Source organism: Streptomyces sp. NBC_01320 (assembly GCF_035974375.1).
In the GTDB taxonomy this organism is placed as follows: Bacteria; Actinomycetota; Actinomycetes; order Streptomycetales; family Streptomycetaceae; genus Streptomyces; species Streptomyces yanii.
In genome coordinates, this window is record NZ_CP108390.1 from 8,054,248 (window position 1) to 8,070,400 (window position 16,153).

11 protein-coding genes and 3 pseudogenes are annotated in these 16,153 nt (G+C 64.1%); 12 read left to right on the forward strand and 2 right to left on the reverse strand.

The annotated features are described in order from the left end of the window. Window positions 1-450 precede the first annotated feature (450 nt). The 4 genes from OG395_RS36665 (at window position 451) to OG395_RS36680 (ending at window position 4,337) form a co-directional block, all read left to right on the forward strand. Window positions 451-921 (forward strand): helix-turn-helix domain-containing protein, encoded by a 471-nt coding sequence (locus OG395_RS36665; RefSeq protein ID WP_327246771.1) that lies wholly within the window; start codon window positions 451-453, stop codon window positions 919-921. Further along, entirely contained in the window at window positions 810-1,592 is a 783-nt protein-coding gene (locus OG395_RS36670) for an IS630 family transposase (RefSeq protein ID WP_327246772.1), read from the forward strand. The genes OG395_RS36665 and OG395_RS36670 overlap by 112 nt, the downstream gene beginning before the upstream one ends. A 1,170-nt stretch (window positions 1,593-2,762) precedes the next feature. Next, the gene (locus tag OG395_RS36675; protein ID WP_327246773.1) at window positions 2,763-3,299 is read left to right on the forward strand and encodes a hypothetical protein; all 537 of its coding nucleotides are present in this window, start codon (window positions 2,763-2,765) and stop codon (window positions 3,297-3,299) included. Between the two features lie 858 nt (window positions 3,300-4,157). Further along, window positions 4,158-4,337, forward strand: a complete 180-nt coding sequence (locus OG395_RS36680) for a hypothetical protein (protein ID WP_327246774.1) — start codon at window positions 4,158-4,160, stop codon at window positions 4,335-4,337. 399 nt (window positions 4,338-4,736) lie between these two features. Here OG395_RS36680 and OG395_RS36685 read toward each other — a convergent pair whose 3' ends face one another. After that, the gene (locus OG395_RS36685; protein ID WP_327246775.1) at window positions 4,737-5,237 is read right to left on the reverse strand and encodes a hypothetical protein; all 501 of its coding nucleotides are present in this window, start codon (window positions 5,235-5,237) and stop codon (window positions 4,737-4,739) included. Window positions 5,238-5,808: 571 nt separating this feature from the next. Between OG395_RS36685 and ltrA the strand changes: the two genes are divergently transcribed. The 3 genes and pseudogenes from ltrA to OG395_RS36700 all read left to right on the forward strand — a co-directional run. After that, complete coding sequence (ltrA, locus tag OG395_RS36690; RefSeq protein ID WP_327246776.1) at window positions 5,809-7,098, forward strand: group II intron reverse transcriptase/maturase; 1,290 nt, start codon at window positions 5,809-5,811, stop codon at window positions 7,096-7,098. After that, window positions 7,095-7,814 (forward strand): group II intron maturase-specific domain-containing protein, encoded by a 720-nt coding sequence (locus OG395_RS36695; RefSeq protein ID WP_327246777.1) that lies wholly within the window; start codon window positions 7,095-7,097, stop codon window positions 7,812-7,814. The genes ltrA and OG395_RS36695 overlap by 4 nt, the downstream gene beginning before the upstream one ends. A gap of 116 nt (window positions 7,815-7,930) precedes the next feature. Then, window positions 7,931-8,488 (forward strand): annotated as a pseudogene (locus OG395_RS36700) (transposase); the annotation flags it as partial. Between the two features lie 72 nt (window positions 8,489-8,560). On the opposite strand, the gene OG395_RS36705 reads toward OG395_RS36700, so the two are convergent. Further along, complete coding sequence (locus OG395_RS36705; RefSeq protein ID WP_266992928.1) at window positions 8,561-8,938, reverse strand: nuclear transport factor 2 family protein; 378 nt, start codon at window positions 8,936-8,938, stop codon at window positions 8,561-8,563. Window positions 8,939-9,440: 502 nt separating this feature from the next. On the opposite strand from OG395_RS36705, the gene OG395_RS36710 reads away from it, so the two are divergent. The 5 genes and pseudogenes from OG395_RS36710 to OG395_RS36730 form a co-directional block, all read left to right on the forward strand. Then, window positions 9,441-12,080 carry a tetratricopeptide repeat protein gene (locus OG395_RS36710; protein WP_327246778.1) on the forward strand — a complete coding sequence of 880 codons (2,640 nt, stop codon included), beginning with the start codon at window positions 9,441-9,443 and terminating at the stop codon, window positions 12,078-12,080. Between the two features lie 77 nt (window positions 12,081-12,157). Then, a complete protein-coding gene (locus OG395_RS36715) occupies window positions 12,158-13,321 on the forward strand; it encodes an ISAs1 family transposase (protein WP_327246779.1) in 1,164 nt (387 codons plus the stop codon). Between the two features lie 119 nt (window positions 13,322-13,440). Then, window positions 13,441-13,886: pseudogene (locus tag OG395_RS36720) on the forward strand (GntR family transcriptional regulator). A gap of 685 nt (window positions 13,887-14,571) precedes the next feature. After that, the gene (locus tag OG395_RS36725; RefSeq protein WP_327246780.1) at window positions 14,572-14,970 is read left to right on the forward strand and encodes a CU044_2847 family protein; all 399 of its coding nucleotides are present in this window, start codon (window positions 14,572-14,574) and stop codon (window positions 14,968-14,970) included. A gap of 20 nt (window positions 14,971-14,990) precedes the next feature. Further along, window positions 14,991-16,112, forward strand: a pseudogene (locus OG395_RS36730) (serine protease); the annotation flags it as partial. Window positions 16,113-16,153 lie beyond the last annotated feature (41 nt).

Sequence of the window (16,153 nt, forward strand, 5' to 3'; positions counted from 1 at the left end):
CTCGCCGAGGTGCTATCAGGTCCAGCGTTGAGCGCACCCCATACGGTCGCGGCATCCCGGCGAAGATCCGGAAGGGCGCTTCGGAGCGCGCAAACCGTCTCACTGAGCAAGGGCTTAAAGCCGACTATGAGCGATAGAGACTCAAGCGCACCGCCCCTCCCGCACCAAACCAACGCCAGATGGAGCCGGCTTCGTCTACGGTTCTGAACCCGGGGAGGGATCACCTTGGATCAAGGATGGGCAGCTCTGTTACTGAGTTTCGCCGCGTGATGTCGCTGGAACGCGTGCCCTGACCTGCAGCGAAGGGCAACCGCGACGCGACATCACGCAAAGATCATCAGTAGCCGCGATCGTAGGGCTAGTAGCGTGTCGCTGCTTAGTTATGGCATGTCTGGTTGGGAGGCTGTCGTCTGGTGGGTTCCTTCCCTTTTGCCAGACAGGACTGTCGTCATGGGTTCGCAGAAGAAGCGGCCGGTCAGTTTGACCGCGCAGGATCGTGAGGATCTGGTCCGGGTGACCACGACAGGTGTTCGTGGGGCCTCGATGATCATGCGTGCGCGGGTGCTGCTTGCGCTGGACAGCTCGGCGGGCGAGGTGGACACCAAGGAGGTGATCGCGGCCCGGCTCGGCGTCTCCGGTGAGACGTTGCGGCTGGTCGCCAAGCGTTTCACCGAGACCGGTGGCGATGTGCACGCCACGATCGCGCGGAAGAAGCGCGACCTCCCACCGGTGCCCTCGCCGGTGACCGGCGAGGTCGAAGCCCGGCTGATCGCGATGGCGTGCTCACAACCACCCCAGGGCTATACCCGGTGGTCCCTGCGGCTGCTGGAGAAGCACGTCGCGCTGGTCGAGGACATCCCCGACCTGGACCACTCCACCATCGGGCGGGTCTTAAAAAAACGGAACTGCGTCCTCACCTGAGAAAGTGCTGGACCATCCCACCACGAGCGAACGCGGAGTTCGCGGCCCGGATGGAAGACGTGCTGGCCGTCTATGCCCGGCCCTACGATCCGGCACGTCCCGTGGTGTGCATGGACGAGAAGCCCTACCAACTCCTCGACCATGCCCGCGACCCGCTCCCGGCCCGCCCTGGTCACGACGCCTGCCAGGACAGCGAGTACATCCGCCGCGGCACGTGCTCAATCTTCGTGTGGGCCGAACCCCTGCGCGGATGGCGTCGAGTCCAGGCACTGTCCCAGCGGACCCGGATCGACTGGGCCGGCCAGGTCAAACAGTTACTGAGCGTGGACTACCCCGACGCCAAGGCCGTGGTGCTGGTGATGGACAACCTCAACACCCACGGCATCGCCTCACTGTACGAGGCATTCGAACCAGAAGAGGCCTTCGCCCTGGCCCAACGCCTCGAGATCCACCACACACCCAAGCACGGGTCATGGCTCAACATCGCCGAGATCGAACTCTCCGCGCTGACCCGGCAATGCCTCGACCGCCGGATCAGCAACCTCGACAACCTCAACACCGAACTCTCAGCCTGGCAGAACGCCACCAACACCGACCAACGTCAGGTGAACTGGCAGTTCACCACCCACGACGCACGCATCAAACTGCGCCACCTCTATCCCAAAAATTAGCTGCGACGGTCTACTAGTGGGAGCTTTGGGCGGCGCGGCGGCAGGCGGGTACGCAGCCATACGAGGAGCTCGTGAAGGCGCTGAGAGAGCTGCCCGAGCAATGTAAGAGCAGGCGAGACAGCAGGCCCAGGACCAGTTTGAGCACTGGTTACGCCAGGAGCGACGGGCGATCTACACCGACGTGCTGCAGGACGCAGTTGCCATCCAGAACAAGCTCGCTGACCTCGTCAACTGTCGTTCAGAGATCGGCGATGGCTCTACGGCTGTGGAAGCTCTCCTGTCGTTCGATACAGCATTCCGACAGCTATGTCGGCGGGCGGGCTCGCTGGCTACCGTGGCGCACCCGGGGGTGTTAACGACCTACCAAAGGGTCTTGAGCCACTGTGATCACCTCCTCAGCGCCGTTCGCGATGATCGCCGGCCAGGCTTTCCATGGGAGGAGGTCTTGGAGCGTCAGACGGGCCTGGCAGTGGCGACCGCGGAACTGATCGGCGCTGTCTCAGTGGACACTCAAATCGGACCGGCAGAGAGACGCGGTATGCGGTGGCCTGGGCCCACAGATGGCCCATACGCACTGGTCAAGGCTGGGACACCGGCGAGAAAGGGTGAGACAACCCTGAACGCGAAAGGGGTACCCCGAGACCGGGGTACCCCTTCTGACCAGCTACTTCGCTGACCTGCACGCGGTGGGGGTGGGATTTGAACCCACGGTGACTCGCGCAGAGACGGTTTTCAAGAGCGTCGCTCTGACCACGTCCACATCACATGTGACCTGCCAGAACGCCGCCCTCGTCGCCCTCGACTGCTTTCCTGGCCCACAGATGACCATGAGGCCGCGCATGGGCCATGACGACGGTCATCGCAGGAGCGTCGGCGCCCATCCATCGGCAGATTTACAGTCCGCGCGACTCAACCAGCGTGACCAGTAGGAATCGGAACGAGCATGTAACACGCCCCACGCCCACCCCACAGAGCCACTGCCTCGGCTTGTCACCCGCTGTCCGGCCAATGCGGCGACGGCTTGAGCTTGTAAGGCAAAGGTCGTCAGCTCACCAGACACGGCCAGATCGACGACGCGCGGTCGACATGCGGCAGCGGATGGGAGAGGTGAAGGCGGCCAGCTACACCATCCCCATCGAAGTGCGGCTGTTCAACTGATTCAATGACCGCATGGTGGAGGACGGCACATTCCTGGGACCGTTGGAACTGGCCAGCGGCCATTGGGGAGTTGGGGACGCCACGCGACCGGACACCCACTGGGTGGAGTTCCGCCCGGACGGGCTCTACCAGCGCGAGCCAGACTCCGAGGAACGGTTGATCCCGTGGTCCAGGATCATGACTGGCATCTGGATCACCTGGGGCAAGCACTCCTGGAACACAAATAGCAGGGGCATGTACACGCCGAAGGGAATGGTCGCCGGGCGCGACGGCGGCTGGATGCACATGACGCTGCGCCACCCGTACGAGGACTACCAGCTGCGCTTCGACCAGCACGCGCGCCCGTACCGGGCGGTGGACGCCCTCCGGCTGGAGTATCTACTGCGCCAGCTCATCGACGAGGGAAAGCCACATCTCCTCGGCGACCCGGAATGGGTGGGCCGTGCCGTGACGTACCTGGCCAACGGGAAAAACAGCTGGATCACCTCCCGTGCGCTGTGGCGGGTGGCGGCGGAGGCCGTGGCAGCGGCCGGCCCCGGCAGCCCCTGACGTCCCGCCCATCGGCGCCTCTGAACAGGTCAGCAAGGCCCTGCTGCACACGTGCTTCAAGAACCCTGACCTGCAGATTTACAGAGGGCTCCCCTTAACCCCTCTCACCTGCAGCTTCTCCATCGCTAGACACTCCTGGGGCACACCTGGGGGAAGGTGCCCGGAGAACACCGCTTTAGGAGTTCCTTCCGGCGGCCCAAGGGCCGGGTATGCGGCTCGCTAGCGTCCTGCGCAGCGTCCGGCATCGACTTTCCTGGTACGGCAGGGTGCACCCGTGTTGCCGTCAAAGACTGCAGTCAGACCAGCGGTCTCGATGTCCTCCGGCGACAGAGTTCTTCAGGTGGTCACGTCACCTGAATGGCTGCCGCGATTCCCGACCATTCCGATCACGTGCCCGAGGGTCGTGGCACCCCGCTCCGATGCTGCCCGAGCGCGGTCCCATAGCGGGCGGCGGTCAACGGCGCATCCCGTCCGACGACACATGATGTGGCGTCAGTCTGTATTTGGCGAAGGGCTACTGAGTTCACGTCAGGCATTGATCTCACAGCCTCAAAGGCAGGTTCGGCAGCCGTGTGGCGGCGCCGCGAACTGGGTCGCTTCTCTACCGCCCTCGGGAGACATCCGCCGAGGTGTCACACACCCACACGAGGGCTGTCCTGTTTGTGCATGAACGAGCACTCTTAGGCTGATCTAGGTACGTTCAAAGAGGGTTCTGATCGATCACCCCAGTCCACGCCGGATTGCCCAAGGGGTCCCACCCCAGCTGCATGAATGTCTTCGGTGCCGTTGGGGCCGATCTCAGGCAACCAATGGGCTGCGAAGTCCTTCCGGCACATCCAGTCACACAGGAGGTACGTCATGAGCGCTTTCTCGATCTTCAACGGCCGCGGTGGCCGAGGTGGTGGCCGCGGTGGCCGTGGCGGCCGTGGCGGCTACGGCGGACGTGGCGGCCGTGGCGGCTACGGCGGACGTGGCGGACGTGGCGGCTACGGCGGCTACGGCGGCTACGGCGGCTACGGCGGCTACGGCGGCTACTAAGCATCGCCGCCTCACCCGAGGATCGTCATCGGGGGGCGACGGCGCGTCCCGTCCGTCGCCCCCCTTCCGCCGCATGCCCCCACCCGGCTCCCTCCCCGAGAAGGTGACCCCGCTTGGCGGACGCGACACACGCCGATTCGGCTCACATCAAGCCCGTGGCCCCGGCAGCCGAGGACAGTCCAGTGCACCTTGCGGCGGTCGTGTCTTCGGCCGACGCGTTCCGCCGCTTCTGGCCGTGGGCACGCCCCGACCGGTACCGGCTCGCCGCGAGTGTCGTCCTCCTCATCGCGGGGTCCGCGGGTGAAGTCGCTTCGGTGTGGCTCTTCAAGAACCTGGTCGACCAAGTCCTGATCCCCCACCGGTTCACAGCGTTCCTGCCGCTGGCCGGACGAGCAATAGTCAAGACTTGTGGATGCGTTGACTTGCGGCAGAGCGCGGGCTCGACTGCTTGAGGTTGATTCTGGCCGTGTTGCGAATCCGCTTGGAGCGACCGTGCTCGGCGAGGACCTCAACGGCCTCGGTGTTCGGACCGGCGGCGGTTTTGAGTTGGAGCCAGTCGGAGGACTCGAGCAAGGCGTCACGGCGCCAGTGCTGCCCGAGCGTGATGGCGCGGAAGAGAGACCATTCCTGCAGGCGACGGGCCAGGACCGGATGGCGGACGGTGACCTGGGTCATCCACTCGGCCCATGGCTCGTAGGCAGGGCAAGGGTGGATGTCGGTGGCCCGGCGATCCAGGTGCCGCAGGACGGCGGACTGGGCCATCGTCTGGTCCGGATCAGCGAGGACTTCGCTGACCAGGTCGGCCTCGTCGGCGTCAGAGACCTGCTCCAGCTCGCTCAGGTAGGCCGCGAAGCGGAGGTGCTCGGCCGGTTCCTCCTGCGGAGCGTTGTGGTGGTTCATGCGGCCTGCTCCTGTCGCTCGACCAGGACACCGTTTTCGAACCATGGAGGTAGGCCCTCCGGGATCGCCCACGCAGGGGGAGGTCTCAAACCGCCGCAGGTTGCTCCGGTGAATGAGCCGGGGTGATGAGCACTGTGGAAAAGGCGCACGAGATGCGTCAGGTGTGTGCCGAGAAGGCGAACGCGAGTGAACCACTGCTGAAGTGTCGTAAGCGTATGAGTGGTTGCCGAAACCGGGGTCCAGTTGTTGCCCCGGGATGAGTCTGACGGGTTCCTGTATTCCTGGTCAGGTGGCGGCCCGGCATGAAGGTGGCGCGAGCTCGGCGACAGGCACCAGTGCGGAACGTGGGAACCCCTCGCCGCGATGCTGCCAACCGGTCCATGTTGAGGACGGGTTGGTGTAAAGGGAGAACTCCAAGTAGCTGAAACTGCAAGGAGCTGAGTACCGATGCGTGGCAGGGGGACGGACCGTCTCGTAGTAGTGAGGAAGTCCCTGTAATGGGGGCGGAGCGAAGGGGGCGGGTCGTCCTGATCTTGTTTGGTGGTCAACCGGTAGTGCCGGGAGGAGCCAGGTGAACGGATCAAGGCCGCAGGCCGAGACCAAGTCGTTTTATATTTCCAAGTCGATGGTGTGGGAGGCGTATCTGAGGGTCAAGGCCAATCGGGGTGCACCCGGTGCGGACGGCGTTTCGATCGAGCAGTTCGAGCAGAACCTCAAGGGGAATCTGTACAAGCTGTGGAATCGCATGTCGTCAGGCTCGTATTTCCCTCCGGCGGTGAAGGCCGTGGAGATCCCCAAGGCGGGCGGGAAAGGTGTCCGTGTGCTTGGGGTGCCCACGGTGGCTGACCGGATTGCCCAGACGGTGGCCGCGATGTATCTGGAGAGACGGGTGGAGCCTGTGTTCCACCCGGACTCCTACGGCTACCGGCCGAGGCGGTCGGCGCTGGACGCGGTGGAGACTTGCCGGCGGCGTTGTTGGCGCAACGACTGGGTGGTCGATCTCGACATCCGGGCGTTCTTCGACAGCGTGGACCATGAGCTGATGCTCAGGGCCGTCGAGCGGCATGTCGACGCGGACGGGAAATGGGTCCTGCTCTATGTCAAGCGGTGGCTTGTGGCGCCGCTGGCGAAAGCGGACGGCTCGGTGCAGCAACGAGATCGCGGGACCCCACAGGGATCGGCGATTTCGCCCGTGCTGGCGAATCTGTATCTGCACTACGCGTTCGATACGTGGCTGGGACGGGAGTTCCCGCACCTCACGTTCGAGCGGTATTGCGACGATGCGGTGATTCACTGCCGCAGCGAGCATCAGGCCCGCCGCGTGCGGGACGCGCTCGCAGCGAGATTGGCGCAGGTCGGTCTGGAATTGCATCCGGACAAGACGCGCATCGTGTACTGCAAAGATGCTGACCGGCGCGGCTCGTACGAGCACACGTCGTTCACGTTCCTCGGGTACACGTTCCGGCCGAGACTGTCCAAGAACCGGTATGGGAAGCATTTTGTGAACTTCCTGCCCGCGGTCAGCAAGGAGGCGATCAAGGCGATGGGCAAGGAGATCCGTTCCTGGCGCATTGCCTGCCGCAGTGACATGTCCCTCGGTGACCTTGCACGGATGTACAACAGCGTCGTGCAGGGCTGGGTCAACTATTACGGGCGCTTCTACAAGTCCATGTTGTACCCCCTTCTCCGGCGTATCAACGAGTACCTGGTGCGCTGGGCTTGCCGGAAGTACAAACGACTCCACCGCCGGGAGAAGAAGGCACGGGAACTTTTGGCGGGCACCGCCCGCCGCTACCCGAACCCCTTCGCCCACTGGCGGTTCGGTCTCAAGCCTGACGGCTGGGCGATGGGAGCCGTGTGAGCCGAGAGGCTCCCGCACGGTTCTGCGAGCGGCGGCGGGTGAGATTCCCGCCGCCGACTCACCTCGTCGTGCTCGTGCACGGCACCCGGTCTGACGCGGAAGCGCTGAAGTCGCAGATCGGCGAACTGCTGGCCAGCAGGCTAAAGATGACCCTCTCGGTCGAGAAGACACACATCACCCACATCGACGACGGCTTCGTCTTCCTGGGCTTTCACATCCAGAGCAAGACTCGTGGCGACGGACGTCGCGTCGTGCTGACGATTCCGGCAAAGCAGGCGCTGGCATCGGTGATGCACAAGATCAAGAAGCTGACGGGGCAGGGAACGACCTCGCTCTCGTTGGCAGAGGTGCTGCGGAAGGTCAATCCGGTCCTGCGGGGCTGGGCGGCCTACTTCCGCTACGGCGCATCGAAGAAGACGTTCTCCTACCTCGGCTGGTACGCATGGTGGAGGCTGCTTCTGTGGATTCGCCGCAAGCACCCTCACCTGACCTGGAAGCAGCTGCGGCGGCGCTACTACGGGGCCGACCGCATCGCCGAGGACCGCATTGTCCTCTACAACCCGGCGAAGATGCGGGTCGAGCGTTACCGCTACCGCGGAGCGCAGATCAGCACGCCATGGAACATGGACGAGGTCGATCCCGACGGAGCACGTTTCCGCCGGACCGGCCACGACGACATGGCATTCGTCGGCCAGGTCAGCGAACACCTCACCTGACTCTCTCGGATCACGTGGAGAGCCGGATGCCCGGCCAACGGGCACGTCCGGTTCGGCGGGCGGGGACGGGAAGACCGACACCTGCAAGGGTGCACGGCGTCTCGTCCCCGACCCAACCGTTGGGGATCCGGCCCACCGCAGGCTCCTGCTGGGCGAAGCAGGGCAAGCCAAACCGGCTGCCGGCGACCTACCGCCGCACCCACGGCGTCACCTACTTCCACGGCTGCTACTCCGTGGGCGACGACCGCCTGTGGGGCGTCAACCGCCGCCGCAAGGGCACCGCCAACACCCTGGCCGCGCTGAAGTCGATCCGTGCCGCCCGACCCGACGGCGTCCCGATCTACATCATCCTGGACAACCTCTCCGCCCACACCGGCGCCGACATCCGCCGCTGGGCGAAGAAGAACAAGGTCGAGCTGTGCTTCACCCCGACCTACGCATCCTGGGCCAACCCGATCGAGGCCCACTTCGGCCCGCTGCGGCAGTTCACCCTGGCCAACTCCCACCACCGCAGCCACCCCACGCAAACCCAGGCACTGCACCGCTACCTGCGCTGGCGCAACGCCAACGCCCGCCACCCCGACGTACTTGCCGCCCAACGCAAGGAACGCGCCCGCATCCGCAGCGAGAAGGGCATCCGCTGGGGCGGACGCCCCCTCAACGCCGCAGCCTGACCGACCGCGAACCGCAGCCCCGGAGTGCCGAAAGGGACAAGTTCACGAGAAGGACAGCGACAGAAGGACGACTCAGGAGGCGGACGGCTCGATCTCCCCCGCAAAGACGATGACCTGGTCGATGAGGCTCCGCCGCAGATGGACGACGTCCGTTCCCGCCAGGCGGGGGCCTCCATCCGGCGTGGTGAAGACCCACTGGTACCGGGCCCACTCGTCAGGCATGTCCACCGCTGAGCAGCGCACCATCGTGCCGGTCCCCGCCGGGTGGCGCCGGATGTCCAGCACGAACCGCTCGACCGCCGCGATTCCTTCGCTGCGACCCAACGGCCCCCAGAAGACCACGTCTGAGGTCAGGGCCTGGGAGAGCAGGGCAGTCACATAGTTGTCGTCCGAGGCGTTAAACGCGGAGATGAACGTGTCGATCGCGGAGCGTGCCGTCTCTTCCTGCATGCCCCAGTAATACCAGCCGTTGCGCGTGCGCTCGTCCCGCGAGCCGCCTTCCGATCCCGGTGGACCATCCCGGTCACAGCACTAGCCGCGGGCAACGACTCTGGAGGGCAACTGCTCTCGCGATGGAGGATGGCCTCTGACCTGTAAGGGCTGGAGGGCATGGTGGAACGGCTCCTCCGCTCACTCGGATGTAGCTCCGTGGGATATGTGCCGGCGTCGATGGACGCGACCGTCGGCGAAGCTTCCTTGGAGGTCGGCTCTACGGTGAAGGACGAGTTGGGGTCGCGGCACACTCGCACGCCGGCCCCAGGCTCAGCGATACGCGGCGACGCCTGCGAGGCAGAGAGCCATGGCAGATCCCATCGCACTGCCTCCCACGAGCAGTGCGTGCGCTGGGGTGCCCCCTGCTCGCGAATCCGTGTTTGCCGCACAGAAGCCGATGTTGAGGGACACTGTCCAGGCTTGCCCCTGGACAGTCTGAAGGCGGTGCAGGGAGGCACGCATGGATGGGGGAGACGATGTCTTCGCAGCCCTACGTCAATTGGCGGAGTTCAGACGGACCTCGCTGAAGGGAAGACTCTCGGAGCGGCAGCTCGCGCGGTTGGCAAACGTCTCGCCAACGACCGTCGGCCATTGGCTCCGAGGCAATCAGTTTCCCCAGAGCATCGATGGCATTCTGCGAATTGTTCGAGCTATAAGGGAAACTGCTATTGGCCTAGAGGTTGCTCTAGACGCCTCTGGAGACCTCCTTAGTGAGGATAAATGGCGTTCTATGCATCGCGTGGAGGCGGCACGCCGGTCACGAGTTGTAGCCGCTGCGCTGGAACGAAAAAGTGCTCAGAACGCGTTGTCGGAACACGATGCTGCACTGGTAATGGAATTGCCTGATCCGCCACGCCCAATTCAGGGTTGGACTGCTAAGCAACTTGGAGTGCATCCCGCTGTAACCGAATCGCAGGAAGGGGCGGTATCCGATTTTAAACTACCCCCCTATGTGCAACGATCTCATGATGCTGAACTTTTGAGAGCTGTACTAAGAGCCAAAGAGAACCGAGAGCCGCAGCTAGTCGTGATCAGAGGCGGTTCCTGTGTGGGTAAGACTCGGTCGGCCTATGAGGTAGTCAGTGCGGCCGTGCCTGATTGGTATTTGATCTTCCCTAAGAACGAAGCAAGTCTTCTGGCTGCCATTGATACGCGGGCCGCAGAGCGCAATACTGTAATTTGGCTGAACGATGCTCATCAACTGCTGTTACGTGACCGGAGTGAAGACGTCGCAATTGCCCTCCGTCGCTTACTAGAGAGCGGTGGCCCGCTAGTTATTGTTGCGACTTTCTGGACTATGCATCATCGACTTATTACCTCAGGGAAGGTTGCCCCGGGGGAGTCTGATAGATATTCTCAAGCTAGAGAGCTGCTGAAGCAAGGTGTCCTAATCGACGTGCCGCCAACTTTTTCCGAAGGTGACCAGCGCCAATTGCGGAAGCTAGCCGCCACGGACCGATCACTGAGACTCGTAGCCCGAAGTGGCTCAAATTCTGTAGCGCAGTACTTGGCGGCCGCACCGGATCTTCTTAAACACTACGATGCAGCCGATGGCGTTGACGGGCTTTGCGGGCGCGCTGTGATCACAGCTGCGATGGATTCTCGCCGTTTAGGTATGTCTGGGCCTATTCCGACATCCTTTCTTAAGATGGCGGCGCCGGGTTACATGGAACCAGAATTGCGTGGAGCCTGCGATCCAGAAACATGGTTTGACGGTGCCCTCAACTACGCAAAGGAGATAATTAAGGGCGTCACCTCCGCATTTGTCGCTGTGCCTCACCAGACCGGCGTGGGGGCGCTTCCCGACGTTGTGGAATTGGCCGACTATCTAGATCATCATGGACAAGCTTCCCGGCGATTCGAGATACCTCCACAGTCTTTTTGGGATAGTGCTGCGAATCTTCCCTCCACTGAGGGTGTTATGGAGATAGCCAAGGCGGCGCAAGAGCGGAATCGTTCTCGGTACGCTTGCATGCTCTACCGCGAAGCTGGGCGGCGAGGAAACGTGACTGCATTGAGATGGGTCGCCTACCTGCGAGGTGAGGCAGGTCATTCGGATGAGGCCAATGAACTGCTACGGCAGGCAGTTGAACAAGGGAGCGCGTGGGCGCTGCGCGACTTGATGCGAGCAAAGGCGGAGTTACTAGAATTTGACGAGGCGGAGCAAATAGCTCGGGTGATGGAAGAGGGAGAGAATTCGGTATCTCTGGTGGGAATCGCCAAAATGCGTTTGAAGTCCGGCGATATAGAGGGGGGGAGACGTCTTCTGCGGGAGGCGGCGGATGCCGGGCTCGTTGAGGCGTTTTCTGTCTTGCTGCGCCTTGCTGTAGAGGATAGTGATGAGGATTCAGTAGAGGATCTTCTTGCCGAAATAAAAGAGTTGGATGACGCCGACATGATGTTGGAAATCGCGCTTGAAGCGAAAGATAGGGGTGATGTTAAGTCCGCCGAATGGTTATTGCGTCGCGCGGTGCTTATGGGAGATCTCTGGGCGTTGGGGTGGTTTGGCGTCATCCGCAAAGAAATCGGACAGCGTGAAGAGGCCCGAGAAATATTCCTCAAGGTGGCTGAGGCGGGTTTGAGTGGCTTTCTCGTTGAGCTCGGCGAGATGAGCGAAGAAGAGGGTAAAGTTCTTGAGGCCGAGGCGATTTATACCCTCGCCGCGCGAGATGATAGATATGAAGCACCGTTCCGGTTGGCGCGTATCTATGATTCGACCCAGCGTAGTGAAGAAGCTCAAGATTTAGTCTTGCTCTACGCTGAGTCCGGGAATTTTGCTCCACTTATGGATCTGGCTCGCCATCGGGAAGGCGCAGGAAATTCACAGGGGGCAGATGCTTTGTTAGAGCTCGCTATCGAGTTTGGGAATACGGTAGCGCTTTCGCATATGGCGACGCGCCATGAGGAAGCAGGTGAGCTGGAGGCTGCCGAGGAATATGCATTGAAGGCGGCCAACGCGGGAGATATTTACGCTCTGCGGCACATGGCGCGTAGGTGTATCGCTGAGGAAAAATGGCGCCGTATTCTCATGTACGGTTTGGAGCTCGGTGGTAGCCCAGGGCTGCCGCAAAGTCCTGCGTGTACGCGTTTCCGCTGGTGAGAGGCCCGTGCCTGGAAAGCCCGAAGCTCCGTTGGGGTGGGTGACCTCGCAAGTCGCCCTGACCCAACGGAGCTTCGGTGAAACGTCAGTCTGTCACGTCCGTGCCCCGGTCGGAGTCGCTGTCGCTGGTGTCGGCGCAGGTGGCGTTGTGGCAGCGGCTCGGCGAGGTGAGCGATCCGCGCAAGGCACGGGGGCGTCGTTTCCCGTTGTCGGTCCTGCTCGTGATCGCGTTGTGCGCGACGGCGGCGGGTTTCGGGTCCTGGCGGGCAATGGCGCAGTGGGCCGCTGCCGCGGAGCCGCAGGAGAAGTTGCGGCTGGGGCTGGTGCCCGTCGGCGCGTTCGGGCTGGTGAGGGCGCCGGGGGCGGACACGTTGCGGAGGGTGCTGTCGGCGGTGAGGCCGGGTGAGCTGGAGGTTCTCTTGCGGGTGCGGGAGGTGGCCCTGGAAACGGTGGCGGCGGACGGCAAGGCCCTGCGGGGATCACGTCGGGGAACGGAGAGCGCGGTGATGCTGATCGGCGCGATGGCTCAGGACGGCACGCTGGTTGCTCAGCAGCGAGTCGCGGACAAAAGCAACGAGATCCCGGCCCTGACCCCGCTGCTCAGCGTCCTGGACCTGCGGGGTGTGGTGGTCACGGCCGATGCCCTGCACACCCAGGCGGAGACCGCAAAGGTGCTGGTGGAAGAGATGGGCGCGCACTTCGTTCTTACCGTGAAGCGGAACCAGCCGACCTTGTGGGAGACGTGCCGCTCGATCCTGTGGCACGAGGTGACGGCCGTGCACAAGGAGAGCGGGCGAGGGCATGGCCGGCTGGAGACTCGGGTGACCAAGGTGGTGACCTGGGGCGATCTGGCCTTCCCTTATGTGCGGCAGGTCGCCCGTGTCGTCCGACACCGCACCGTGGAGGCGTCGGGGAAACGGACCCGCGAGATCGTCTACCTGATCACCGACCTCACCTCGCAACGGGCGGCTCCCGAGGTCGTCGCGCGGTACGCGAGGGGCCACTGGGGAGTGGAAAACAAGATCCACTATGTGCGGGATGTGACCTTCGGCGACGACGCCGCGCGGATCCGCACTGGCCACGGCCCGCAAAACGTCTCCACGTTGAGATCGATCACCATCAACTTCCTGCGCTGGACCGGTAGTTCCATCGCCGACGCGCAACGACGCCTCGCACTGGCACCGCACAAGGCCCCACTCGACCTCTTCGGAGTGCCCGCTGACCAGCAGCTTTCCTCATGAAATGCGACTTTGCGGCAGCCCTGGGTGGTAGCCCCTCGGAACCTTGGTGATGACCTGGAGTTAGGGTGCACGAGCCGTGGGAGCCTGGGGGCGAACTAGGCGTTGCGAGGGGTGTGGAAGTGCCCGAAGCCAGTCCGCGCGGAACCTACTTGGTTATCTCAGAGGCGTTGCGACAGAAGATTGAGAGTGGTGCCTTCGACGATCGACTGCCCTCAGAGGCTGACCTCATGAACGCGTACGGGGTGGCCATGAACACCGTGCGGCGAGCTCTCAAGGCTCTCGCAGCGGAGGGGGTCCTGGAGTCCGCTCCCGGCGTCGGATGGCGGGTCGCCAGGAATGGGGACGCCAGGACGCTCGTAGAGCGGATGACGGATGTGATCGCGGAGGACTCGCTATCCATTGGGATGCGTACCCGTCTGAAGCCAAGCTCTGTGATCGCTTTGAAGTCTCCCGGGCGGCCGTGCGCCGTGCGCTCGCCCAGATGGAAGGAACCGGCTTGCTCCACACCGTCCACGGCAAGGGACGCACGGTACGCGCTCTGCCAACACGTGCTGGGGAGTCTTAGTCTTGGCGGCCATGGGACTGACTGAGTGGGCGTACTCGCTTTCCGAATGCCAAACAGCCAGGACCGCGCGCGGAAGGCCATCGACTCTGCCTTTGGAGCGGCGGGCGCTGACGACGATGGCGACGACGGGGCGGTGCCTGTGGCGGCCTGATCGGCGCTCACGGAAAAGGCTGTCGGCCGTGCCTTCCGAGAGCGGAGGAACACGGCCGACGGCCCACAGACGGCCCAGGGGAGCGGAAATCTGCTCTGACCTGCGGCGTTCTTAAATGTCGAAGTACAGCTCGATAAACCCTCTGACCTGCACGGACACCCTTGTGACGAGCAGGCCGGTACACAATCGGTGCACATGGCGGGGAAGGAAGGCTCTGCCTGGGGCTGCCAATCGATCAGGGCGCCTGCAGTCGGGCGATGAGCTGTGCAAAGGTGGGCGCATAGTCGGCCACCTGCGAGGGCCGTCTGAGCTTCTTCGACATCCGTGGCCTTGTGTCTCGCCCGCTCAAGATCACGGTCGAGAGCACTGCCTTGACCGGCGAGGCCGTGATGATCTGGCCCGGACGGCGCCTCCAGCCTCTTGGTATCCGTGTCGGCCAGCGACCGGACGATGCCGCATCAGATATCCAACTCGATTCAAATATAGATGAGTTCACGTAGCCTGAGAGCACCAAGGGAGCAGAGGGGGTACCCGATGACATACGCAGGTGAGATCCGGCTGGCGGACGGCAGCGGTGTGTTGGTTGAGATTGCCGACGGCGAGTCCGTCGGCATCGACCGCGTCGGGCGGGCGGCGGCGCTCGCGCGTGCCACGTCGGAGACCCTGCAGGACGCCATGGGGCATGTGCGGCCCGCCCTCGACGTCATAGCAGCGGGCTTGCGGGACATGGCGCATACGCCGGACACCGTACGCGTGGACTTCGGCATCAAGCTGACGGCGGAGGCGGGCGTGGTTGTTGCCAAGGCGGCGTCGGAGGCTAACTTCACCGTGAGCGTGGAGTGGCATCCTCGCGCCGAAGCAGGGCCGACGCCCCTGTCGTCAGAGGGGCAGACACGAGCGGCGGTCCCGAACTCAGCCGCGGACCCGGCGTAGCAGGCGGCGTTGTGACGGCGGTGCGCGAGGAAGAGTTACTGACACGGTCGCTGGTCCGCATACGTTCCCGCAGTGGGGACATCGTGGGGGCGGGATTTCTGCTCGACAGTGACATCGTCTGCACCTGCGCCCATGTCGTCGCGGCGGCGGCAGGGCTGCCGACCACGTCGGCCGAGGCGCCTCTGGACACGGTGAGCGTGGACTTCCCGCTGCTGAGGGACCGCACCGGAGCCGTGCAGTCCGGCCGTGCCTCGGTAGTGACGTGGCGGCCGATCGACGATGACGACACCGGAGACGTGGCGCTACTGCGCCTGGAGCAGTGTGTGCCGGGCTCCCGTCCGGTCCCGCTTGTCGACGGCACCCGGGTCTGGAGCCACACATTCCGGGTATTTGGCTTTTCCGAAGGCGCGAGGCACGGCGTATGGGCCTCGGGCACGCTGCGTGGCACCCAGGGCGCGGGCTGGCTGCAGATGGAGACGGCCGGTCAGGGGCAGCGGGTCTCCGCCGGTTTCAGCGGCTCCCCGGTCTGGGACGACGCGCAGGGTGGGGTTGTCGGCATGACCGTCGCCGTCCAGCGTGGCGCTGGCTCGACCACCGGATATCTGATCCCGTCCGCGTCGCTCGTCGACGAGGGCATCCTGCGCCCGCGCTGTCCGTTCCGTGGACTCGCCCCGTTCACCGAAGCGGAAGCGGGCCTCTTCCACGCGCGTGAGAAGGAGACCGGACGCCTGGAAGCCGCGGTCGGAGCTCAGCCGCTGACCCTCGTGGTCGGCCCCTCGGGCTGCGGCAAGTCGTCGCTCGTCCGCGCCGGGCTGGTGCCGCGGCTGACGAGCGCGAGCTGGACGGTGTCCGAACTGCGGGCCGTACCCGGCGCGAGTCCCGCGCGGATCGTGGCGCGTGCCCTCGTACCTGTACTGGAACCGTCGCTCACCGAGACCGAACGGCTTCGCGCCATAGCGGACCTGGCCGACCTGCTGACCCGGCCGCGCCCCGACGCCCTGGAGCCAGCCGACGCGCTCTCCGCCGACCTGCGTTCCCGTGTGCTCGCCCACGCGGGGGAAAGCGGGCACGTCCTTTTCGTCGACCAGTTGGAGGAGTACGCCGCAGCGGAACCTGCCGTCGCTCGCGAACTTCTGCGGCTCCTCATCGCCCTCGGCACACATCGGCAGGCCGAGCCCGGCCC